The following is a 22,098-nucleotide window of genomic DNA, read 5'->3' on the forward strand; positions in this document are numbered from 1 at the left end:
TGAGGTCGTCGATCCCCGCGGACGCGGAGGTCATGACGGCCTCGGTGCGCAGCGGGTTGATCTCCGAGACCGCGCCGACGAGGGTGGTCTTGCCGACACCGAAGCCGCCCGCGACGACGATCTTCGCCGAGGTCGTCGCCCGGGTCGCCGTGCCGCCGAGGCCCGGATCCGCGGGCCTAGAGCTTGCGAAGTCCACTGAGCACCCTTTCGAGCAGTGTCACGTCGGGCTGTCCGCCGGTCTCGCCCGAGGCGGCGGCCGGCTGGTGGATGGCGACCAGGCCGGCTTCGGCCAGGTCGGCGACGAGGATGCGTGCGACCCCGAGCGGCATCGAGAGCAGTGCCGAGATCTCCGCCACCGACTTGATCTCGCGGCAGAGGTGGACGATGCGCTGGTGCTCGGGGAGCAGCCCGCCCTGGCGGCCGGCGGTGGCGGTGGTGGAGATCAGCGCCTCGATCGCGAGCTGGTACCGCGGCCGCGTGCGGCCGCCGGTCATCGCATAGGGGCGCACCAGCGGCTGCTGCTGTTCGTAGCCGCCTGGCTGCTGGTCACCGTAGCCGTTGCCGTACCCGTTTCCGTACGGACCGGCCGTGCCGGGGGGCGGGGTCATGAATCCTCCTTGCGCTGCAGCGGATCGCAGCCCGTGTCAGCGGGGTGGTTCTCCGGCGGCGCGGCGGGACGGCCGCGCCACCGGCGTGATGAGGGGTCAGTGCAGCAGGCTGCCCTGGAGTTCGGCGCGCAGCGCGGGGGTGAGGACGTCGCCGGCCCGGTCGACGAGGAGTGCCATCTCGTAGCCGACGAGGCCGATGTCGGAGTCGGGGGAGGCGAGCACCGCCAGCGAGGAGCCGTCGGAGACGGCCATCAGGAACAGGAAGCCCCGCTCCATCTCGACCACGGTCTGGTTGACGTCGCCGCCCTCGAAGATCCGGGAGGCCCCGGAGGTCAGGGAGGTGAGGCCGGAGGCCACCGCGGCGAGCTGGTCGGCCCGGTCGCGGGGGAAGCCCTCGGACATGGCGAGCAGCAGACCGTCGGCGGAGACCACCACCGTGTGGGACACCCCGGGGGTGTTGTCCACGAAGTTGGTGATCAACCAGTTCAGGTTGCTCGCCGCCTGGCTCAACTGACTCACTGTCTCAACGCTCCTGGTGGTCGGGCCCGTAGGCGCCGCTGCCGAATACTCCGGACCCGCTGTTCGGGTACCCGGTCTGCCTGCCCTGGTGGGGCTCCGCTGCGCCGGCACGGCGGCCCTGCTGGATGCCGCGGCGCAGGTTGGTGAGCCGGCCGCGCACCTCCTCGGGGGCGCGGGAGACCTGGGGGCCTCCCAGCGGTGCCTGCTCCGCGGTGCCCGCCACGAGGTTGGCGCGGGGGACCCGGCGGGGCAGGCCGGACGGGGTGATCCCGTCCGACGCCGGCTCGCGCACCTGCTCGGCGCGCCGCCAGCGCTCGTCGTTGGCCGAGGTCCGCCACGGGGCCTCGGCGGCACCGTCCGGCGCGGGGCGCTGGGGCGCCTGCTGCGCGGGGCGGTCCGCGGCCGGCCGCGGGGTGTCGGCCGTCCGCTGGCGCGGGGCGGTGGGCGCCTGGCGGGGCCGGGCCCGCCGCGGCTCCTGGTCCTGCTGCGGCGCGGGTGCGGCCGCCGGGGCGCCGCCGTCGACGGGGACGGCGCGCATGCGGTCCGCGGCGCCGGTGCGGAACCAGTTGGACTCCATCGCCTCGAAGATCGGCGATCCGGAGCCCCCGGCCGAACGGCCCGTGGTGTCCGGGCCGAGCGGCGCGGTCAGCGGGTCGGCGTCGCCGCCCGGGGGCAGCGCCATCGGCTGCTGGGGCGCGGCCGGGACGGACGGCCGCGGGCCGCCCTGGTGGGGCGCCGGCGCCGGCGGCTGCGGCGCGGGCGGCTGGGGGGCCGGCGGGACCGGGCCGAGGCCCAGCGGGTCCCGCGGGTCGATCTCGGCCTCGAAGCGGGGCCGGGCGAACTGGGCGGTGGTCTCCAGGGAATCCGCCGGGACGGCCTGCTGCCGGCCGCCGCGCGGCTGCTGCCCGGCGTCCTGGCCGTGGACGGGCCGCTGCTGCGGTCCGCGGGGGCCGTCCTGGGCGAACCGGCCGTCCCGCGGGTCGGGGCCCGGGGCGGTGTGCTGGGTGCGCTCCGCCGGCCAGCCGCCGTCGGCCTGCGGGAACTCCGCCCCCGCCACCGGCTGCTGCGGGCGCCGGTCCGGGCCCTGGGGGCCACGCTGGGCGGGACCCTGCGGACGGCCGCCGCGCTGCGGGCCGGCGGGCGGCAGCGGCGCCTGGGCACCGCGGCCCGGCAGCCCGTTCTGCTGCTGGCCGTTCTGCTGCTGGCCGGCGTACTGCTGGCCGTTCTGCTGGCGGCCGGCCTGGTCATGGCCGCCCGGCGCCTGGGGACCGCCCTGCGGACGGCCGCCGGAGCCGATCTGCGGCCGGGAGCCGCGGCCCAGGGCGCCCGCGGGGGCGTCCGCGCCGGGCACCGCGCGCTGACGCGGGGTGGGGCCCGCGCTCCGCTGCTGCTTGCCGGCCGCGCCGCCGCGGCCGCCGCGGCGGTCCGAGGCGTTGGTGACGTCCACCGGGAGCATGACGAGGGCGGTGGTGCCGCCGGAGTCGCTGGGGCGCAGCTGGATCCGGATGCCGTGCCGCAGGGACAGGCGGCCGACCACGAACAGGCCCATGCGGCGGGAGACGGAGACGTCCACCGTCGGCGGGCTGGCGAGCCGCTCGTTGATGTCGGCGAGGTCGTCGGGGGACAGGCCGATGCCGGTGTCGTGGATCTCGACGAGCACCCGGCCGTCCGGCAGGGCGTGGCCGGTGACCCGCACCCGGGTCTGCGGGCTGGAGAAGGAGGTCGCGTTCTCCAGCAGCTCGGCGAGCAGGTGGACGAGGTCGTTGACCACGCGGCCGGCGACGTCCGCGGACGGCACCGAGGCCAGCTCGATGCGCTCGTACTGCTCCACCTCGGAGGCCGCGGCGCGCAGCACGTCGACGAGCGGGACCGGGCGGGTCCAGCGGCGGCCGGGGTCCTCGCCCGCGAGGACGAGGAGGTTCTCGCCGTTGCGGCGCATGCGGGTCGCCAGGTGGTCCAGCTTGAAGAGGCTGGCCAGCTGGTCCGGGTCGGCCTCGCGGCTCTCCAGCTCGGAGATGAGCGACAGCTGGCGCTGGATCAGGCCCTGGCTGCGGCGCGAGAGGTTGGTGAACATCGCGTTGATGTTGCCGCGCAGCAGTGCCTGCTCGGCCGCGAGGCGGACGGCCTCGCTGTGCACCATGTCGAAGGCGTGCGCCACGTGGCCGATCTCGTCGGTGGAGTCGATGCCCACCTTCTCGACGGTGACGTCGACGTCCTGGGGGTCGGCCTCGGAGAGGGTCTTGACCAGCTCGGGCAGACGGCGCTCGGCGACGTCCTCGGCGGACTCCTGCAGGCGGGTCAGCGAGCGGACCATGGAGCGGGCCACCAGGGCGGCGCCGGCGACGGCGACGAGGAGGACCAGGGCGATCAGCACACCGTTGACGATGGCCTCGGTCTGCGCCTGCGAGCGCAGGTCGGCGGCCTGGCCCTGCATCTCCTCCAGCAGCCGCGTCTCGATGTTGTGCATCGCGCTCATCTTGGAGCTGGCGGTGTTGTACCACTCCAGGTACGTCATCGCCGGCACCTGCTGGATGCCGTTGGTCTGCAGGATCTGGTCCGACAGCCGGTTGGAGCGCTTGATCTCCGCGTTCAGTGACAGCGGCGCGAGCACCGCCTGGGCCTTGGAGGCGCCGTAGATCGCCTGGAAGGTGTTGAGCGAGCTGGTGACGTCGGTCCTCAGCTTGGCGCCGAAGGTCTCGTCGCTCGCGCTCAGGGCGGGCTTGGGCAGGTGGGCGAAGCCCGCGCTGATCAGGGCCCGCTGCATGGACACGTTCTCCTTGGCGATGGAGAACTGCTCCAGCGAACGGGTGCTCTCGATGAGGTCCCGGTTGCTGGAGCTCAGCGCCATGTCCTGGCTGATGGCGATCAGGCTCTTGATCAGGGAGTCGTACCCGGTGATCGTGGACTGCAGGTTGTCCGGGTGCTGGTACGCGGTGTTGCGGATCGTGGTCAGCGCGTTGGCGCCGGACTGGATCTGCGTCAGCAGCGCGTTGGCGCCGGGCAGGTCCAGCCTCTCGAAGTTCGCGGCCGCACCCATGTACGAGCGGTACAGGGTGTCGGTCTCCCGACGGGCGTTCACCACGTCGTCGTCGGTGAGCCTCCGACGGATGAAGGGGCCGGCGCTCGTGTCGCGCTCCGTCTGGAGGGCGTCGGCCACCGCGGTGGCCTTGCTGGCCAGGCTGCTCAGGTTGGCCATCTGGTCCAGGTCGCGCTCGTTCTGCAGCGACGACTGGATCCGCAGGCCGCCCAGCACCAGGGCCGCGATGACGGGGAGCGCCAGCAGCGCGATGAGCCTGGTGCGGATGCGCCAGTTGCGCAGCGCGAAGCGGCGCAGGCCGGTGGCCTTGCGCCGGGCGTTCGCGCGGTCCAGGCGCGCCCGTGTCCGGGCCCTGCGGCTCTGGTCGCCGGCGACCTCGTCGGCAGTGGGGCCGGCGTCGCCCCCGCGGGCGTCCGGTGCTCCCGGGGCGGCCTTCGGGCCTGCCTGCTGGGGGGCTGCGGCGGGCTCGCGCTCCTCCGGGTCACCCGCGGCGCCGCCACCCCTCTTGAAACGTCCCTGCACTAGCGTCGCAACCTCTGGACCAGGCGTCCCCCGCGTTGCCGCGAGGGGACGGTGTCGAGTTCGAATCCGCAATCCCGGATCGTCCGGGCCTGCCCGGGGCCGCCGTTTCGGCCCCTGCGCTGCTCAGCGCTCCGGAGGGCGGTCCTCCGGCGGTCCGTGGAATTCCAGCACAGCGGGGGATCTCCAACAAGGGGCGACGCTGCGTGTTCGACGCGACTACGCTTTGCGCCCCCCTCCTCACCGACTGTGCGCCCCGGCTGCTGGAATACCGCATCTTTCGGACAGGCTGCAGGCGAAGCCTATGCGACCTGCGTGACATGGCTCGGGCTTAATGTCCGAACTGTCGCCAATGCCGGAAAATCGGGCAGTGGCCAAATGTCCGTAATGTCGCTGTGCGTGATGCAATTGTTACCGAAATCACACCGCGCCGTGTAGATTCGCTCACGGTCGCTGTGGGAGTGGATCCCTAGTCTTGCTCGGTGCAGGGACCTGCGGGGCGGATGCGGCTCCGGTTGCAGCGGACGCCTCCCGGAGTACTCCCCCGTTCGGCGGGCCCTGACACCAGATCATCACTGCCGGATCCATGACAAGTAGGTGTCACGCGTGCCCACGAAGACCACGATGAGCTTCCGCCCGACGGCCAACCCGCGCCGGACCACCCTCGCCTCCGCCGAGGGCTTCGAGGTGCTGCCGGCCCAGGCCGCGGGCGGGCGCGAGCCGCGGCCGCTGCCGGAGAGCACCGCCAACCCCCGCCGCACCGTCCTGATGGAGGTGCCCGGCGGCGCCGCCTGAGGGGCCGGCCCCGGCGGGGACGGGCGCAGACCCGGCTCCCCGCGCCCGCTGCTCCGCCCGTCCGCCCTCCGGCACCCGCCCGCGCCCCCCCTCGGCGCCCCTCACGGCTCCCGCCCCGGCCCGACGGCCCCCGCCCGGCCCCGCCCCGACCGTCCCGGCCCCGCCCAGCCCGTCCCGGCCCGCCGCCCGCCCCACTGCCCGCGCCCGCCGTCCTGGCGCCGCGATAGCCTGAGGGCGTTCAGCCGCCGACCCGAGGAGTCCGGACACCCGTGCGCATCGCCCGATTCTCCATCGACGGGAACGTCTCCTTCGGCGTGGTCGAGGGCGACGCCGAGCGGCCGGAGTCGCTCGTCGTCCACGCTCTCGCCGGCCACCCGTTCGGGGCCCCGCAGCCGACCGGCGAGACGCACCGCCTCGCCGACGTCCGCCTCCTCACCCCGATGCTGCCCAGCAAGATCGTCGCCGTCGGGCGCAACTACGCCGCCCACGCCGCCGAGATGGGCAACGAGGTGCCCGAGGTCCCGCTGACCTTCTTCAAGCCCAACACGGCGGTCGTCGGCCCCACCGAGGCCATCGCCTACCCGCCGTTCTCCTCCGACGTCCAGTACGAGGCCGAGCTGGCCGTGGTCATCGGCCGGATGTGCCGCGAGGTGCCCGCCGCGCGGGTCCCCGAGGTGATCCTCGGCTACACCTGCGCCAACGACGTCACCGCCCGCGACGTCCAGCAGCGCGAGGGCCAGTGGGCCCGCGCCAAGGGCTTCGACACTTCCTGCCCGCTCGGCCCCTGGATCGAGACCGACCTCGACCCGGCCGACCTGGCCGTCACCTGCACCGTCAACGGCGAACTCCGGCAGGCCGGGCGCACCTCCCAGATGGTGCGCTCCGTCACCGACCTGATCGTCCACATCTCCGAGGCGATGACGCTGCTCCCCGGCGACGTCGTCCTCACCGGCACCCCGGCCGGCGTGGGACCGCTCCACGTCGGCGACGAGGTCGCCGTCTCCATCGAAGGCATCGGCACTCTCACCAACAGGGTGATCAAGCGTGGCTAATCCCGATCCGGCAGTCCGGGTCCGCTTCTGTCCCTCCCCGACCGGCAACCCGCACGTCGGCCTGGTCCGCACGGCCCTGTTCAACTGGGCCTTCGCCCGGCACCACGGCGGCACCCTGGTCTTCCGGATCGAGGACACCGACGCGGCGCGCGACTCCGAGGAGTCGTACGGGCAGCTCCTGGAGGCCATGCGCTGGCTCGGCTTCGACTGGGACGAGGGCCCCGAGGTCGGCGGCCCGCACGCGCCGTACCGGCAGTCGCAGCGGATGGACGTCTACGCCGACGTCGCCCGCCGCCTGCTGGAGGCCGGCCGCGCCTACCACTGCTTCTGCACCACCGAGGAGCTGGACGCCCGCCGCGACGCCGCCCGCGCCGCCGGCCGCCCCTCCGGCTACGACGGCCACTGCCGCGACCTCACCGCCGAGCAGCAGGCCGCCCACCGCGCCGAGGGCCGCGAGCCGATCGTCCGCTTCCGGATGCCGGACACCACGATCACCTTCCCGGACCTGGTCCGCGGCGAGCTCACCTTCGAGCCCGAGCACGTGCCCGACTACGGCATCGTGCGGGCCAACGGCGCCCCGCTCTACACCCTGGTCAACCCGGTGGACGACGCCCTCATGGGCATCACCCACGTGCTGCGCGGCGAGGACCTGCTCTCCTCCACCCCCCGCCAGATCGCCCTCTACGCCGCTCTCGGCGAGATCGGCATCGGTACCGGCGAGGCCCCGCTCTTCGGCCACCTGCCGTACGTGATGGGCGAGGGCAACAAGAAGCTCTCCAAGCGCGACCCGCAGGCCTCGCTCAACCTCTACCGGGAGCGCGGCTTCCTCCCCGAGGGCCTGCTCAACTACCTGGCGCTGCTCGGCTGGTCGCTCTCCGAGGACCGCGACCTGTTCTCCGTCGAGGAGATGGTCGCCGCCTTCGACATCGACCGGGTCAACGCCAACCCGGCCCGCTTCGACCTCAAGAAGGCCGAGGCGATCAACGCCCACCACCTGCGGCAGCTGCCGGCCGACGAGTTCGTCCGCCGCCTGGTGCCGTACCTGCAGGCCGCCGGGCTGCTCCCCGCCGAGCCCACCGCGGAGCAGCTGGAGCTGCTCGGCCGCGCCGCGCCGCTCACCCAGGAGCGCATGACGGTGCTCGGCGAGGTCGTCGGCATGCTGGGCTTCCTCTTCGTCGACCCGGCCGCCTTCGCCCTCGACCCGGCCGACGCGGAGAAGGTGCTCACCGCCGACGCCCGCCCGGTGCTGGAGGCCAGCGTCAAGGCGCTGGAGGGGCTGGCGGACTTCACGCCCGAGCCGATCCAGGCCGTGCTGCGCGAGGCGCTGGTGGAGGGGCTGGGCATCAAGCCCAAGTTCGCCTTCACCCCGCTGCGGGTGGCCGTCACCGGGCGCCGGGTCTCCCCGCCGCTCTTCGAGTCGATGGAGCTGCTGGGCCGGGAGGAGACGCTGCGCCGCCTGCGCGCCGCGCTGGAGGCCGTGCCCGCCGCCTGAGCAGCGCGGGGGCGCGGCCCGGCGCGGTAGTGTCCGCCGCATGGCCCTCGCAGGTGTCCTCTGGGACGTCGACGACACGCTCTTCGACCACTCCGGCGCCGAGCGCGCCGGCATCCTGCGCCACCTGGAGGCCGAGGGCCTGCCCGCCGACGGGCGGGCCCTCGGCCTCTGGCATGCCGTGGCGGAGGAGGTGCACGCCCGCTTCACCGCGGGCGGGCTCACCTTCCACGAGCACCGCCGCGAGCGCGCCCGCCGCTTCCTCGGCGATCCGGACCTGCCCGACGACCGCGCGGACGCCTGGTTCGCCGGCTACGTGCGCCGCTACGAGGAGTCCTGGGCGGCCTTCCCCGACGTGCTGCCCGCGCTGGACGCCCTCGGCGGGTACCGGCACGGCGTGCTCTCCAATGCCTCCCTGGCCCGCCAGGAGCGCAAGCTGATCCGGCTGGGCATGCGCGACCGCTTCTCCTGCCTGCTCTGCTCCGACCGGCTGGGCACCGCCAAGCCCGACCCGCGGGCCTTCCGCGCCGCCTGCGACGCGCTGGGCCTGCCGCCGCAGCGGGTGGCGTACGTCGGCGACCGGCTGGACCTCGACGCGCTGGGCGCCCGCGACGCCGGACTGCACGGCGTCTGGCTGGACCGCGCCGGTACCGGCGGCGACCCGCCGCCCGGCGTCCACCGCGTCCGCACCCTCGCCGACCTGCCCGGGCTGCTGCGGCGCGTCACGGGGTGACGGGTATGGATTTGGGAGCCGCGCCGGGCATCGGGTAATGTTCTTCCTGCGCCGCCCGGGACGGGCCTGAGGGAAACCGAGGGAACGGTCGGGAGGCGCAAGCCAAGCAGAGCCCCGCAGGGGCCGAGCAATGGGGTATGGGGTAATTGGCAGCCCGACGGATTCTGGCTCCGTTAGTCTAGGTTCGAGTCCTGGTACCCCAGCGTGAGATCCGCTGGCCACCACCCTCCGGTTCCGGGGGGTGCGGCCGCGGGACTCCACCTCAAGAGAGCCCCCGTTGTGTAGCGGCCTAGCACGCTGCCCTCTCAAGGCAGTAGCGCCGGTTCGAATCCGGTCGGGGGTACTCCCTCCTCGTCCATCGGTCGAGAAGGGTTCCACAGTCCCATTCCGGTCCTCCGGAGCGGGATGCCTGGCTCCCGCCCCCGTTGTGTAGCGGCCTAGCACGCTGCCCTCTCAAGGCAGTAGCGCCGGTTCGAATCCGGTCGGGGGTACCAGCCGGGCAGGCCCCCGTTGTGTAGCGGCCTAGCACGCCGCCCTCTCAAGGCGGTAGCGCCGGTTCGAATCCGGTCGGGGGTACTGATGGGGTATGGGGTAATTGGCAGCCCGACGGATTCTGGCTCCGTTAGTCTAGGTTCGAGTCCTGGTACCCCAGCGAGAGAATCGCTGGACATGCGTGTGGCCCCCGGCAGCAGCCGGGGGCCTTCGCTTTTCCCGGACCGTTTCCCGTGCCGCGCCCTCCCGGGCCGGGGCCGGGGCCCGGGTCGGGGCGTCCAGGGGCGCGGGTCCGCGGACGCGGCGCGGCCCCGGGCCCGCCGGGGGCGGACCCGGGGCCGTGGCCTGCGGCGTCAGCCGCGGCGCAGCGCGTCGGTGAGGCGGCCGGCGGCCTCGATGATGGCCTGGGCGTGCAGCCGGCCGGGGTGGCGGGTCAGCCGCTCGATCGGGCCGGAGACGGAGACGGCGGCCACGACCCGGTTGGACGGGCCGCGCACCGGCGCGGAGACCGACGCCACGCCCGGCTCGCGCTCGCCGATGGACTGGGCCCAGCCGCGCCGCCGGACCCCGGAGAGCGCCGTGGCGGTGAAGCGGGCGCCCTGCAGGCCGCGGTGCAGCCGCTCGGGCTCCTCCCAGGCGAGGAGCACCTGGGCGGCGGAGCCAGCCTTCATCGGCAGGGTGCTGCCCACCGGGACGGTGTCCCGCAGTCCGGAGAGCCGCTCGGCGGCGGCCACGCAGATGCGCATGTCGCCCTGGCGCCGGTAGAGCTGGGCGCTCTCGCCGGTCACGTCGCGCAGGTGGGTGAGGACCGGCCCGGCCGTGGCGAGCAGGCGGTCCTCGCCGGCCGCGGCGGCCAGTTCGGCGAGCCGCGGGCCGAGGATGAAACGTCCCTGCATGTCGCGGGTGACCAGGCGGTGGTGCTCGAGCGCGACCGCCAGGCGGTGCGCGGTGGGTCGTGCGAGTCCGGTGGCGGCGACGAGTCCGGCCAGGGTGGCGGGGCCCGACTCCAGAGCGCTCAGCACCAGAGCCGCCTTGTCGAGAACGCCGACGCCGCTAGAGTTGTCCATGCGCTGATATTGCAGTCTCAGATCGCGAGACGCAAGTTCAATCTTCCGGGATCTCCGTCACTCTGGGAGGAGCAGCCCCGGAGGCGCCCGCCACCCGGGCCGCCCCGAGCGCCGGGCGGCCCCGCGGACCGGGGCGGTCCCCGGACGGGCGCTGCCCCGCACGGGCGCCGCTCCCCGGACGCGTACCGCGGAGGCGGCTCCACCACACGAACAGGCCGGCAGAGCGGCCGGTCGGAGGGAAAGCGATGGGACGGACACTCGCGGAGAAGGTCTGGGACGACCACGTCGTCCGGCGCGCCGAGGGCGAGCCCGACCTCCTCTACATCGACCTGCACCTGCTCCACGAGGTAACCAGCCCCCAGGCGTTCGACGGCCTCCGGCTGGCGGGGCGGAAGGTCCGGCGGACCGACCTCACCATCGCCACCGAGGACCACAACACGCCCACCCTCGACATCGACAAGCCCATCGCGGACCCGGTCTCCCGCACCCAGCTGGAGACGCTGCGCCGCAACGCCGAGGAGTTCGGCGTCCGCATCCACTCGCTCGGCGACGTCGAGCAGGGCGTCGTCCACGTGGTGGGTCCGCAGCTGGGCCTGACCCAGCCGGGCATGACGGTGGTCTGCGGCGACAGCCACACCTCCACCCACGGCGCCTTCGGCGCGCTGGCGTTCGGCATCGGCACCAGCCAGGTCGAGCACGTGCTGGCCACCCAGACGCTGCCGCTGGCGCCCTTCCGCACCATGGCCGTCACCGTCGAGGGCGAGCTGCCCGAGGGCGTCACCGCCAAGGACCTCATCCTGGCGGTCATCGCCCGCATCGGCACCGGCGGCGGCCAGGGCTACGTCATCGAGTACCGCGGCTCGGCGGTCCGCTCGCTCTCCATGGAGGCGCGGATGACCGTCTGCAACATGTCGATCGAGGCGGGCGCCCGCGCCGGCATGATCGCGCCCGACGACACCACCTTCGCGTACCTGCAGGGCCGCCCGCACGCCCCGCAGGGCGAGGACTGGGACGCCGCCGTCGCGTACTGGCGCACCCTCGCCACCGACGACGACGCCGTCTTCGACCACGAGGTCTACATCGACGCGGCCGAGCTGACGCCGTTCGTCACCTGGGGCACCAACCCCGGCCAGGGCGCCCCGCTGGGCGCGAGCGTCCCGGACCCGGCCTCCTTCGCCGACCCGTCCGAGCGCACCGCCGCCGAGAACGCCCTCGCGTACATGGGCCTCACCCCCGGCACCCCGCTGCGCGAGGTCCCCGTGGACGCGGTCTTCGTCGGCTCCTGCACCAACGGCCGCATCGAGGACCTGCGCGCCGCCGCGGACATCCTGCGCGGCCGCCGGATCGCCGACGGCCTGCGCATGCTCGTCGTCCCCGGCTCGGTGCGCGTCGCCCTGCAGGCGGTGGAGGAGGGCCTGGACAAGGTCTTCACCGCCGCCGGCGCCGAGTGGCGGCACGCCGGCTGCTCGATGTGCCTGGGCATGAACCCCGACCAGCTGGCGCCGGGGGAGCGCTGCGCCTCCACCTCCAACCGCAACTTCGAGGGCCGGCAGGGCAAGGGCGGCCGCACCCACCTGGTCTCCCCCCAGGTCGCCGCCGCCACCGCCGTCCTGGGCCGCCTCGCCGCGCCCGCGGACCTCACCGACCGCATCTCCGTGGAGGCCTGAGACCGATGGAGAAGTTCACCGCCCACACCGGCCGGGCCGTCCCGCTGCGCCGCAGCAACGTCGACACCGACCAGATCATCCCGGCGCACTGGCTGAAGAAGGTCACCCGCACCGGCTTCGAGGACGGCCTCTTCGAGGCCTGGCGCAAGGACCCGGAGTTCGTCCTCAACCGCCCCGAGCGGCAGGGCGCGAGCGTCCTGGTGGCCGGTCCCGAGTTCGGCACCGGCTCCTCCCGCGAGCACGCCGTCTGGGCGCTGCAGAACTACGGCTTCAGGGCCGTGGTCTCGTCCCGGTTCGCCGACATCTTCCGCGGCAACTCGCTGAAGAACGGCCTGCTGACGGTGATCCTGCCGCAGGAGACCGTGGAGCGGCTGTGGGAGCTGACCGAGGCCGACCCGGCGGCCGAGGTCACCGTCGACCTGGAGGCGCGCGAGGTCCGTGCGGAGGGGATCACGGCCCCCTTCGAGCTGGACGAGAACGCGCGCTGGCGACTGCTCAACGGCCTGGACGACATCAGCCTCACGCTGCGGCACGAGGACGGCATCACCGACTTCGAGGCCGGCCGCCCCTCCTTCAAGCCCCGCACCCTGCCGGTCGCCTGACCGCGCCGGCGCCCGGTCCGGTGCGCACGCCCCACGGCCCGCCCTCCCGCATCCGCGGAGGGCGGGCCGTGGGGCGTCGGGGGCACAATCGAGCCATGGAACGGCGCCGTGAAACCCCGTACGGCCGCGGCGGGGACGGCGGCCCCGGCGAGGACGACCCCCGCGAGACCGCCCTCTACGCCCTGGTGGCCGAGCGGTTGAGGGTCGCCCATGCCCGGGTGCGTGCGCTGAACGTGTCCGACGAGACCAGGGTCGTGCTGGTGCGGCGGCTGCTGGCCGTCACCGAGTCCGCGAAGCGCGATCTCCCCGCCGCGGCAAGGAGGTTGGGGCGCATCGTCGCCGACCTGGAGGCCGGGAGGACGCCTCCGCCGCCGGGCGGCTGAGCGGCAAGTCCGTTGCGGCACCAGGGTGATTCGTCCGTTTGGTTATTGCAAGAACGTATATAGATACTTAACGTGCGAATTGTGCTGGTGGATTCACCGGCGGGCCGGTCTCCGAAGGGGAAGACGTGAACAAGGCACAGCTTGTCGAAGCGGTGGCCGAGCAGCTCGGCGGCCGGAGGGCCGCCGCCGAGGCAGTGGATGCTGTGCTCGACACCGTCGTCCGCGCCGTCGTCGCCGGGGACCGGGTCTCGGTCACCGGCTTCGGCACGTTCGAGAAGGTGGACCGCTCCGCGCGGTTCGCCCGCAACCCGCAGACCGGGGAGAAGGTCCGGGTCAAGAAGACCTCCGTCCCCCGGTTCCGCCCCGGCCAGGGCTTCAAGGACCTGGTCAGCGGCAGCAAGAAGCTGCCCAAGGAGGGCCCGTCGGTGAAGAAGGCGCCCAAGGGCTCCCTCACGCCGGGCAAGACCGGCACCGCCGCCGCCGTGAAGCGCGCCGCCGCCAAGCGCACCGCCGGCGCCGCCGAGGCCGCGGCGAAGCCCGCGAAGAAGGCGGCGGCGAAGACCACCGCCGCGGCGAAGAGGACGGTGACCGCGGCGAAGAAGGCCGCCCCCGCGAAGAAGACCACGACCGCGGCGGCGAAGAAGACGGCCCCCGCGAAGACCGCGGCGCCCAGGACGACGGCCGCCAAGACGACCGCGGCGAAGACGACGGCCGCGAAGACGGCGACGGCGAAGACGACGACGCCGAAGGCCGCCGCGAAGAAGACCGCGGCCAAGAAGTCCACCGGCAAGAAGGCGGCGGCGAAGAAGCCCGCCGGCAAGAAGACCGCGCCGGGCGCCCGCAAGACCGACTCCCGCCGGGCGGTCACCCGCACGGTCGTGGCGCCGGCCGGCTGAGCCGCCGGCGCGTGCACGGGCCGCAGGCGCGGGACCCTGCGGCTCCGCCGCCCTCCGCGGCGTCCTGCCCCCGGGGCGCCGCGGGTCCGTGACGCCCGCCCCGCGCCGGCGTCACCGCCTGTCCGCGCGCTCTCCCGGCCGTCCCCGCGGGGTCGCCGCCGGGTCGCCGCCGGGCCGTCCGGCGGCCCGGCCGGATCAGGCCCCCGGGTCCGGGAAGGTCTGCAGGGTGACGAAGACCACGCGCCGCTCCGCGCCCTCGCCCTCGGTGCGGATCCGCACCCGCTGGCCGGGCCGCAGCAGCCGCAGGCCCCCGGCGTCGAAGGCCGCCGCGTCGAACGGGACCGGCGTCCCGTCGTCGAGCAGCACCGAGCCGGAGCGCGTGTCGGAGGAGAAGGTGAAAGCCGTGGCCTGCATGGCATCAGCGTAGTCGCCGCCCCGGACACCCCTGCCGCCCCGGACACCCCCGCCGCGCCGGGCACCCCTGCCGCCCCGGACACCCCTGCCGCCCCGGGCACCCCCGCCGTCGCCGTGCCCGGCCCCGCCCCGCCCACCGCGCCACCCCGCGCGCCGCGCTACCCCGCGCGCCCGCCCCGCGCGGCCAGCACCCCCGCCACCTCCGCCGTGCGCGGGCCCACGCCCAGGACCAGCGCCTCCGCCAGGTCCGCGCCGGTGTCCACGTCGCGCCGCACCGAGTCCACGTCCGACGGCAGCAGCTCCCGCGCGCCGGACGCCCGGTGCCGCTCCCGCGAGGCGCCCCCGAAGGCCGGCGCGAGCTCCACCCCGGGAGCGGCCGCCAGCAGTGTCGTGCCGACGCCCGGGGTGTCCGGCAGGAACGCCCGCCCCCCGCACGGCACCCGGCACAGCACCCGCGCCAGCTCGCCCGGCCGCAGCGCGGGCAGGTCGGCCGACAGGGCCGCCACCGGACCGTCCGGCGCCTGCAGCCGGGCCCGCCGCGCTCCGTGCGCCAGGGCCGCGTTGAGCCCGAGCGCCGGTTCGTCCGGCACCACCAGCGCCCCCGCCGCCGCCAGTTCCGCCGCGGCCAGCGGGTCGTCGGTCACCACCAGGACCCGCGCCACCGCCGGGCAGGCGAGCGCCGCCGCGGCCGTGTCCAGCGCGAAGGCCAGCGCGAGGTCGGCCCGCAGCGCCCCGGCGCTGGCGCCGAGCCGGCTCTTGGCGACGGCCAGCGGCTTCAGCGGCAGCACCAGGGACCAACCGGCGGGGGGAACGCAGCCGGGCTCGGGGGAGGGGCGTACGGTGTCCTGGTTCATCGGCGCCATTCTGGTACCGCCACGGGCCCGCCCGCTCCGCCGGAGGAGCCGCCGGACGTGCGTTTCGTCACGTGCGAGCGGTCGCGGACTGCTGTTCCTCGACAGCGGCGGGGAGGCGGGACACACTTGTCCGGCCGCCACCACGGGGCCGGTGGAGGTTTCCTCCCGGTCCCCGGCCGGGCAGATCGGGGGAACGGCACAGCGAACAGCGGCCCGCAGGGGGCCGCGCAGGCAGAGGAGGACTCGGGGTGGCCCGCCGCTCTAAAGCCCGGTACGGCTTCTGGTACCGCTCGACGGCTGCGCTCGTGAAGCCGGTGCTCTTCCTCCTCACGAAGCACGAGTGGCGGGGCTGGGAGAACCTTCCCGCCGAGGGCGGCTTCATCACCGCCGTCAACCACATCTCCTACTTCGACCCGCTGAGCTACGCCCACTTCCAGTACGACAGCGGCCGCCCGCCGCGCTTCCTGGCCAAGTCCGGGCTCTTCGCCATCCCCTTCGTCGGCATGATGCTGCGCAACACCGGCCAGATCCCGGTCTTCCGCGAGTCCGCGGACGCGGCGCACGCCTTCCGGGCCGCGGTGGACGCCGTCGAGCGCGGCGAGTGCGTGGCCGTCTACCCCGAGGGCACCCTCACCCGCGACCCCGGCATGTGGCCGATGACCGGCAAGAGCGGCGCCGCCCGCATCGCGCTGATGACCGGCGCCCCCGTGATCCCGGTGGCCCAGTGGGGCGCGCAGGAGATCGTCCCGCCGTACGCCAAGGGCGGCCGCGGCGCCCGCCGGTTCCGGCCGTTCCCCCGGCACCGCATGACGGTGGTGGCCGGTCCGCCGGTGGACCTCTCGCGGTACGCGGGCGAGGACCTCACGGCGGAGGTGCTGCGGGACGCCACCGAGGACATCATGGCGGCGGTCACCGCCCTGCTGGAGGAGATCCGGGGGGAGAAGGCGCCCGCCGAGCGGTTCGACATGAGGCGCAGCGCGCGGCAGCGCCGGGCCGAGCGGGCGGCCCAGGGCGGCCGCGCCGCGGCGCCCCAGGCCGACGCCGCCGCCGACGAGGGCGCCGCTCCGGAGGGCCCCGCTTCCGAGGGCCCCGCTTCCGAGGGCACCGCCCCCGAGGGCACCGCCCCCGAGAGCACCGCCCCCGAGAGCACCGCCCCCGAGAGCACCGCCCCCGAGGGGGCCGCCAAGTGATCCGCTGCGCCGTCTACGGCAACGGCTCCTGGGGCACCGCCTTCGCCATGGTGCTCGCCGACGCCGGCTGCGAGGTGTCCCTGTGGGGCCGCCGCCCGGAGCTGGCCGAGGCCGTCAACCGCGACCGGGTCAACCCCGACTACATGCCCGGGATCGAACTGCCGCCGGGGATCACCGCCACCGCCGACCCGGCGGAGGCCGCCGCCGGCGCCGCCTTCACGGTGCTGGCCGTGCCCTCGCAGACGCTGCGCGGCAACCTCGCGGCCTGGGCGCCGCTGCTGGAGCCCGACACCGTGCTGGTGAGCCTGATGAAGGGCGTGGAGCTCGGCACCGCCAAGCGGATGAGCGAGGTCGTCGCCGAGGTCACGGGCGCCGGACCGGAGCGCATCGCGGTGGTGAGCGGTCCCAACCTCGCCCGCGAGATCGCCGGCCGGCAGCCCGCCGCCAGCGTGGTCGCCTGCGCCGACGAGGAGGTGGCCCGGCGCCTCCAGGCTGCCTGCCACACCGGCTACTTCCGCCCCTACACCAACACCGACGTCGTCGGCTGCGAGCTGGGCGGCGCGGTCAAGAACGTCATCGCCCTCGCCGTCGGCATGGCCGACGGCATGGGCCTGGGCGACAACGCCAAGGGCTCGCTCATCACCCGCGGCCTCGCCGAGACCACCCGCCTCGGCCTGGCCATGGGCGCGGACCCCTACACCTTCGCCGGACTCGCCGGCATGGGCGACCTGGTCGCCACCTGCTCCTCGCCGCTCTCCCGCAACAACACCTTCGGCACCAACCTGGGCCGCGGCATGACGCTGGAGGAGGCCGTGGCCGCCACCCGCCAGACGGCCGAGGGGGTCAAGTCCTGCGAGTCGGTCCTCGACCTGGCGCGCCGCGCCGGCGTCGAGATGCCGATCACCGAGGCGGTGGTGGACGTCGTGCACAACGGCAAGCCCACCCGTCTGGTGCTCAAGGAGCTGATGGCGCGCTCGGCCAAGCCGGAGCGCCACTGACGCGGCCCGGTGCCGCCGCACCCGCCGCCGTCCGCAGCCGTCCGCCGGGCGCGCCCCGCCCGGACGGCGGCCGCGGCGCGTCCGGCCGTACGCCCGCACGACAGCCGCAGGGGCGCACGGTAGTGTCGGCCCCGATATGAGCATCGAACCGCCTCCCTCGAACCACCCGGCCCCCGCGGACCCGGAGGGCCGCGCCGCCGGGCGCAAGCCCCGGGTCGCCCTCGTCTTCGGCGGCCGCAGCTCCGAGCACGCCGTCTCGGTGTCGACCGCCGGCAGCGTCCTGCGCGCCATCGACCGGACGGTCTACGACGTGCTGCCCATCGGCATCACCCACGACGGACGCTGGGCGCTGACCGGCGACGAGTCGTCCCGGATGGCCATCACCGCCGGCCGCCTGCCCAGCGTGGAGGACGTGGCTGAGTCGGCGGAGGGCCAGGTCGCGCTGCCCGTCAGCCCGGCCTCCCGCGAGGTGGTCTGGAACGAGCCCGGCGCCGCGCCCAAGGCGCTCGGCGAGGTCGACGTCGTGCTGCCGCTGCTGCACGGCCCGTGGGGCGAGGACGGCACGCTCCAGGGCCTGCTGGAGCTCTCCGGCGTGCCCTACGTCGGCTCCGGCGTGCTGGCCAGCGCGGTCGGCATGGACAAGGAGTACACGAAGCGGGTGCTGGCCTCCTTCGGCCTCGGCATCGGCCCGTACACGGTGGTCCGCCCCCGCGACTGGGAGACCGAGGAGGGCCGGGCCGCCGCCCGCGCCCGTGTGGCGGAGCTGCGGTTCCCCGTCTTCGTCAAGCCCTGCCGGGCCGGCTCCAGCATCGGCATCACCCGGGTCAAGGACCCCGCCGACCTGGACGGGGCGATCGAGGAGGCCCGCCGCCACGACCCCAAGGTCATCGTGGAGGAGGGCCTGGTCGGCCGCGAGATCGAGTGCGGCGTGCTGGAGTTCGAGGACGGCCCGCGGGCCAGCGTGCCCTCCGAGATCAAGGTCGGCGGCGACTTCGAGTTCTACGACTTCGAGGCCAAGTACATCGACTCCTCCGAGGTGGAGATCCCGGCGCGGCTCGCCGAGGCCGAGACCGCGGAGATCCGCGAGCTTGCGGTGCGCGCCTTCGAGGCGCTCGGCTGCGAGGGCCTCGCCCGGGTCGACTTCTTCCTGCTGGACGACGGCCGGTGGGTGGTCAACGAGATCAACACCATGCCGGGCTTCACCCCCATCTCGGCCTACCCGAAGATGTGGGAGGCCACGGGCGTGCCCTACCCCGAGCTGATCGACCGCCTGCTCCGGGCCGCGCTGCGCCGTTCCACCGGACTGCGCTGAACCGGCCCCGCTGCGGACCCCCGGGGCCCGGCCCGCGCCGCACGGCGCGCGCCGGGCCCCGGTTGCGTACGCCCCTGCGGTGCAGCACGGTGCGGGGCGCGGCACGGCACGGTGCGGGGCGCGGCGCGGCACGGCGCGAGGCACCGGGCGGGGCGCCCTACGGCGTGAAGCGCGAGGGCACGGTCCGCGCCACGGCGTCGGAGAGCGGCGGCAGCACGTCCGTCGCGTTCGGGTACGCCCCTGCGCGGACGGTCACCTGCACGGTGGTCCGCCGCTCGATCGTGGTGAAGCGGTAGTCGCCGCCGCCCAGCTCCTCGACCAGCCAGTCGACCCCGTTGACCTCGGCGGCCTCGTCCGACGGCCGCGGCCGCTCCAGCCGCGGCGGCACCGGCACCCCGCACTCCAGCACGGTGCGGGGACTGCTCGCCCAGGCCGCGGTGTACGGGGATGCGGGCGCCGGGTCGCGGCGCGCCCGGCCCTGCAGGTCGCGGGGGAGCGCGCGGTCCAGCGCGCGGCACAGGGCCGCGCCCCCGGCGTCGGGCCGCGGCGGGTCGACCCGGTCCGCGCCGCCCCTCCACCACAGCAGGCCGGCCGCCAGCAGTGCGCAGAGCACCGCCGTCAGCAGCAGCATGCGGCGGGGGGCGGCCGAGGCCGGGAGGAGCCGCCGGAGCGGGGTCGGAACGGTCACCGACCGATCATAGGAGGGGTCTACAGGTGGACCACCGGGCAGGTCAGGGTCCGGGTGATCCCCTCGACCTGCTGGATGCTGGCCACCACCAGGCGGCCCAGCTCGTCCACGGTCTCGGCCTCGGCCCGTACGATCACGTCGTAGGGGCCGGTGACGTCCTCGGCCTGGATCACCCCGGTGATGTCCGAGATGGTCCCTGCCACGGCGGAGGCCTTGCCGACCTCGGTCTGGATCAGGATGTATGCCTGCACCACGGGGGGACCTCCCGGCGGCTCGGTGTGGAGATCGTCTCGTCGTCCGATGTCACGCTACCGTGCGGCGCGCCCCCGCGGGGAGACCTGCGCGACCGTGCGGGACTACGCTCGCGCTGGGAGCCCGTGCCGCACGGGTCCGCCCGGCGCACGGGCGGTCCGCACCGCGGGCGGCCCCCGCGCGGTCCGGCACACGGCCGGGCACACGATCCGGCGCACGCGTCCGGGGTCCAGGGAAGGACGGCACATGCAGGGCACCGTGGGCGAACTCGGCGAGTTCGGGCTCATCCGGGAGCTGACCGCCCGGCTGCCCCGCAACCGGGCCGTCGACCTCGGGCCGGGCGACGACGCCGCCGTGGTGCGGGCGCCCGACGGCCGCGTGGTCGCCACCACCGACGTCCTCCTGGAGGGGCGCCACTTCCGCCGCGACTGGTCCACCGCGTACGACGTGGGCCGCAAGTCCGCCGCCCAGAACCTCGCCGACGTGGCGGCCATGGGCGCGGTGCCCACCGCCCTGCTGCTCGGCCTGGTCGTGCCCGCCGACCTGCCCGCCACCTGGGCCACCGAGCTGATGGACGGGCTGCGCGACGAGTGCCGGGTGGCGGGGGCCGCGGTGGTCGGCGGGGACGTGGTGCGCGGCGACACCGTCATGCTCGCCATCACCGCCCTGGGCGACCTGCAGGGCCGCGCCCCCGTCACCCGCTCCGGCGCCCGGCCCGGCGACGTGGTCGCGGTCACCGGCTGGCTGGGCTGGTCGGCGGCCGGCTACACGGTGCTCTCCCGCGGCTTCCGCTCGCCGCGCGCCTTCGTGGAGGCCCACCGGCGCCCGGAGCCGCCCTACCACGCCGGTCCGGCCGCGGCCCAGCTCGGCGCCACCGCCATGATCGACGTCAGCGACGGCCTGGTCGCCGACCTCGGCCACGTGGCCGAGGCGAGCGGCGTCGACATCGACCTGCGCGCCGCCGACCTGGACGTGCCGGCGCAGATGGCCGACATCGGGCAGGCGGTGGGGGTGGACCCGCTGGTCTGGGTGCTCTCGGGCGGCGAGGACCACGCCATCGTGGCGACCTTCCCGCCGGACACGCCGCTGCCCGCCCGCTGGCGGGTGGTGGGCGCGGTGTCCGCGGCCCGGCCCGGCCGGACCGGTGCGGTCACCGTCGACGGCGCGCCCTGGGACCGGGCCGGAGGCTGGGACCACTTCTCCGCCTGAGCCGCCCGGGCCGCCTGAGCCGCCCGGGTCGCCCGGCGCTCCCGGCCCGGCGCCTCGGGACCGGCGGGCCCGGACCCGGACCCGCCGTCCCGCACGTCCCGCAGCCCCCGTCGGCGCGTCCGACCCCGCTCGGGCGTCTGTTTCGGGTATCTCTGGGGCGGTATGTCCGAAAACGGGCATTCCCGGACGGAGAGCGGGAGCTCTGGCGACGTATGCGCATCGGTGTCATGACCAGCGGCGGCGACTGCCCCGGCCTCAACGCGGTGATCCGCTCCGTGGTGCACCGCGCCGTCGACGTCCACGGCGACGAGGTCGTCGGCATCGAGGACGGCTACCTGGGGCTGATCGAGCAGCGGGCCAGGCCGATCGGCCACGACGACGTCACCGGGCTCCTCACCCTCGGCGGCACCGTCCTCGGCTCCTCCCGGGTGGAGCACCACCGCATCCGCCAGGCCGTCGCCGAGGCGCCCGCGCTGGCCGCAGGGCTCGGCATCGACGCCCTCATCGCCATCGGCGGCGACGGCACCTTCACCGCCGCCCGGATGTTCTGCGACGCGGGCCTGCCGGTGGTGGGGGTGCCCAAGACCATCGACAACGACGTCAGCGCCACCGACGTCTCCTTCGGCTTCGACACCGCGGTGTCCGTCGCCACCGAGGCCGTCGACCGGCTGAAGACCACCGCCGAGTCCCACCAGCGGGTCATGGTGGTGGAGGTGATGGGCCGGGACGCCGGGTGGATCGCCCTGGAGGCGGGGATGGCGGGCGGCGCGCACGCCATCCTCATCCCGGAGAAGCCGTTCGACATCGAGGCGGTCTGCGTGATGGTCGAGGAGCGGTTCGCCCGCCGCAAGAAGTTCGCGATCGTGGTGGTCGCCGAGGGGGCCCGGCCCGCACCCGGCACGCTGCGCCTCGACCCGGGAACCGTCGACCAGTTCGGCCACCGCCGCCACGGCGGGATCGGCGCCCGCCTGGCCGTGGAGCTGGAGCACTGGGTGGGCAAGGAGGCCAAGCCGGTGATCCTCGGCCACACCCAGCGCGGCGGCACGCCCACCGCCCGGGACCGGGTGCTCGCCACCCGCTTCGGCTGGCACGCGGTGGAGGCCGTCCACAAGGGCGCCTTCGGCTGGTTCACCGCGCTGCGCGGCACCCAGGTCGAGCTCGCGCCGCTCGCCGACGCCATCGCCGAGTCCAACACGGTGCCGCTGTACCGGATCCTGGAGGCCGAGGCGGTGCTGTGACCCCGGCCGGGACCGGGGGCGCCCGTCCTGTCCGTCCCGCCCGCCCCGCCCGTCCCGCCCGTCCTGCCCGCCCCGCGGCGGGCG

General features: G+C 75.0%; 21 protein-coding genes, 5 tRNA genes and 1 pseudogene. 18 read left to right on the plus strand and 9 right to left on the minus strand.

Features of this window, described 5'->3' with window-relative positions:
• The 4 genes and pseudogenes from LO771_RS21550 to LO771_RS21565 all read right to left on the minus strand — a co-directional run.
• Positions 1-196 (minus strand): annotated as a pseudogene (locus LO771_RS21550) (ATP/GTP-binding protein); the annotation flags it as partial.
• Complete coding sequence (locus LO771_RS21555) at positions 177-608, minus strand: DUF742 domain-containing protein (RefSeq protein WP_230654970.1); 432 nt, start codon at positions 606-608, stop codon at positions 177-179. The gene LO771_RS21555 and the pseudogene LO771_RS21550, both read right to left, overlap by 20 nt.
• 96 nt (positions 609-704) lie before the next feature.
• Complete coding sequence (locus LO771_RS21560; RefSeq protein ID WP_230745250.1) at positions 705-1,118, minus strand: roadblock/LC7 domain-containing protein; 414 nt, start codon at positions 1,116-1,118, stop codon at positions 705-707.
• 13 nt (positions 1,119-1,131) lie between these two features.
• Positions 1,132-4,686: a nitrate- and nitrite sensing domain-containing protein gene (locus LO771_RS21565; protein WP_230654972.1), complete on the minus strand. Its 3,555-nt coding sequence runs from the start codon at positions 4,684-4,686 to the stop codon at positions 1,132-1,134.
• Positions 4,687-5,289: 603 nt separating this feature from the next.
• Between LO771_RS21565 and LO771_RS21570 the strand changes: the two genes are divergently transcribed.
• The 9 genes from LO771_RS21570 to LO771_RS21610 all read left to right on the plus strand — a co-directional run bounded on the left by LO771_RS21570 (position 5,290) and on the right by LO771_RS21610 (position 9,404).
• Complete coding sequence (locus tag LO771_RS21570) at positions 5,290-5,478, plus strand: hypothetical protein (protein ID WP_230745277.1); 189 nt, start codon at positions 5,290-5,292, stop codon at positions 5,476-5,478.
• Between the two features lie 269 nt (positions 5,479-5,747).
• Positions 5,748-6,530 carry a fumarylacetoacetate hydrolase family protein gene (locus tag LO771_RS21575; protein WP_230654974.1) on the plus strand — a complete coding sequence of 261 codons (783 nt, stop codon included), beginning with the start codon at positions 5,748-5,750 and terminating at the stop codon, positions 6,528-6,530.
• The gene (gene gltX, locus LO771_RS21580; RefSeq protein WP_230654975.1) at positions 6,523-8,022 is read left to right on the plus strand and encodes a glutamate--tRNA ligase; all 1,500 of its coding nucleotides are present in this window, start codon (positions 6,523-6,525) and stop codon (positions 8,020-8,022) included. Before LO771_RS21575 ends, gltX begins: the two co-directional genes overlap by 8 nt.
• Before the next feature lie 40 nt (positions 8,023-8,062).
• Entirely contained in the window at positions 8,063-8,752 is a 690-nt protein-coding gene (locus tag LO771_RS21585; RefSeq protein WP_230654977.1) for an HAD family hydrolase, read from the plus strand.
• Positions 8,753-8,883: 131 nt separating this feature from the next.
• Positions 8,884-8,955 (plus strand) — tRNA-Gln (locus LO771_RS21590).
• 67 nt (positions 8,956-9,022) lie between these two features.
• Positions 9,023-9,095, plus strand: a tRNA-Glu gene (locus tag LO771_RS21595).
• A gap of 75 nt (positions 9,096-9,170) precedes the next feature.
• Positions 9,171-9,246, plus strand: a tRNA-Glu gene (locus LO771_RS21600).
• Between the two features lie 9 nt (positions 9,247-9,255).
• Positions 9,256-9,328: transfer RNA gene (locus LO771_RS21605), tRNA-Glu, on the plus strand.
• A gap of 4 nt (positions 9,329-9,332) precedes the next feature.
• Positions 9,333-9,404 (plus strand) — tRNA-Gln (locus tag LO771_RS21610).
• A gap of 193 nt (positions 9,405-9,597) precedes the next feature.
• Here the strand turns inward: LO771_RS21610 and ndgR are convergent.
• Positions 9,598-10,311, minus strand: coding sequence for an IclR family transcriptional regulator NdgR (gene ndgR, locus LO771_RS21615; protein ID WP_230654978.1), 714 nt, complete (start codon positions 10,309-10,311; stop codon positions 9,598-9,600).
• 245 nt (positions 10,312-10,556) lie between these two features.
• On the opposite strand from ndgR, the gene leuC reads away from it, so the two are divergent.
• The 4 genes from leuC to LO771_RS21635 all read left to right on the plus strand — a co-directional run bounded on the left by leuC (position 10,557) and on the right by LO771_RS21635 (position 13,859).
• Complete coding sequence (gene leuC / locus LO771_RS21620; RefSeq protein WP_230654981.1) at positions 10,557-11,978, plus strand: 3-isopropylmalate dehydratase large subunit; 1,422 nt, start codon at positions 10,557-10,559, stop codon at positions 11,976-11,978.
• Positions 11,979-11,983: 5 nt separating this feature from the next.
• Positions 11,984-12,580 (plus strand): 3-isopropylmalate dehydratase small subunit, encoded by a 597-nt coding sequence (leuD, locus tag LO771_RS21625; RefSeq protein ID WP_230654983.1) that lies wholly within the window; start codon positions 11,984-11,986, stop codon positions 12,578-12,580.
• 95 nt (positions 12,581-12,675) lie between these two features.
• Complete coding sequence (locus LO771_RS21630) at positions 12,676-12,963, plus strand: hypothetical protein (protein ID WP_230654985.1); 288 nt, start codon at positions 12,676-12,678, stop codon at positions 12,961-12,963.
• A gap of 125 nt (positions 12,964-13,088) precedes the next feature.
• Positions 13,089-13,859 carry an HU family DNA-binding protein gene (locus LO771_RS21635; RefSeq protein WP_230654987.1) on the plus strand — a complete coding sequence of 257 codons (771 nt, stop codon included), beginning with the start codon at positions 13,089-13,091 and terminating at the stop codon, positions 13,857-13,859.
• 195 nt (positions 13,860-14,054) lie between these two features.
• Here LO771_RS21635 and LO771_RS21640 read toward each other — a convergent pair whose 3' ends face one another.
• Positions 14,055-14,273 carry a hypothetical protein gene (locus LO771_RS21640; protein ID WP_230654989.1) on the minus strand — a complete coding sequence of 73 codons (219 nt, stop codon included), beginning with the start codon at positions 14,271-14,273 and terminating at the stop codon, positions 14,055-14,057.
• A gap of 158 nt (positions 14,274-14,431) precedes the next feature.
• Positions 14,432-15,127 carry a 2-phospho-L-lactate guanylyltransferase gene (cofC, locus tag LO771_RS21645; RefSeq protein WP_230654991.1) on the minus strand — a complete coding sequence of 232 codons (696 nt, stop codon included), beginning with the start codon at positions 15,125-15,127 and terminating at the stop codon, positions 14,432-14,434.
• A 248-nt stretch (positions 15,128-15,375) separates the two neighbouring features.
• Between cofC and LO771_RS21650 the strand changes: the two genes are divergently transcribed.
• From LO771_RS21650 to LO771_RS21660, 3 genes are all read left to right on the plus strand, one after another.
• Positions 15,376-16,317, plus strand: coding sequence for a 1-acyl-sn-glycerol-3-phosphate acyltransferase (locus LO771_RS21650; RefSeq protein ID WP_230654993.1), 942 nt, complete (start codon positions 15,376-15,378; stop codon positions 16,315-16,317).
• A complete protein-coding gene (locus LO771_RS21655) occupies positions 16,314-17,315 on the plus strand; it encodes an NAD(P)H-dependent glycerol-3-phosphate dehydrogenase (RefSeq protein WP_230654995.1) in 1,002 nt (333 codons plus the stop codon). The genes LO771_RS21650 and LO771_RS21655 overlap by 4 nt, the downstream gene beginning before the upstream one ends.
• A 136-nt stretch (positions 17,316-17,451) precedes the next feature.
• Positions 17,452-18,627, plus strand: coding sequence for a D-alanine--D-alanine ligase family protein (locus tag LO771_RS21660; protein WP_230654997.1), 1,176 nt, complete (start codon positions 17,452-17,454; stop codon positions 18,625-18,627).
• A 157-nt stretch (positions 18,628-18,784) separates the two neighbouring features.
• Here the strand turns inward: LO771_RS21660 and LO771_RS21665 are convergent, their stop codons facing one another.
• Both LO771_RS21665 and LO771_RS21670 read right to left on the minus strand, forming a co-directional pair.
• Positions 18,785-19,315 (minus strand): DUF3515 domain-containing protein, encoded by a 531-nt coding sequence (locus tag LO771_RS21665; protein ID WP_230654998.1) that lies wholly within the window; start codon positions 19,313-19,315, stop codon positions 18,785-18,787.
• A 20-nt stretch (positions 19,316-19,335) separates the two neighbouring features.
• Positions 19,336-19,569 (minus strand): Lrp/AsnC ligand binding domain-containing protein, encoded by a 234-nt coding sequence (locus tag LO771_RS21670; protein WP_230654999.1) that lies wholly within the window; start codon positions 19,567-19,569, stop codon positions 19,336-19,338.
• Positions 19,570-19,813: 244 nt separating this feature from the next.
• On the opposite strand from LO771_RS21670, the gene LO771_RS21675 reads away from it, so the two are divergent.
• Together LO771_RS21675 and LO771_RS21680 are read left to right on the plus strand one after the other, a co-directional pair.
• The gene (locus LO771_RS21675) at positions 19,814-20,776 is read left to right on the plus strand and encodes a thiamine-phosphate kinase (RefSeq protein WP_230655000.1); all 963 of its coding nucleotides are present in this window, start codon (positions 19,814-19,816) and stop codon (positions 20,774-20,776) included.
• Positions 20,777-20,988: 212 nt separating this feature from the next.
• Complete coding sequence (locus tag LO771_RS21680) at positions 20,989-22,014, plus strand: ATP-dependent 6-phosphofructokinase (protein WP_230655001.1); 1,026 nt, start codon at positions 20,989-20,991, stop codon at positions 22,012-22,014.
• Positions 22,015-22,098: the final 84 nt, after the last annotated feature.

It is taken from the genome of Streptacidiphilus sp. ASG 303 (assembly GCF_020991365.1).
Lineage (GTDB): Bacteria > Actinomycetota > Actinomycetes > Streptomycetales > Streptomycetaceae > Peterkaempfera.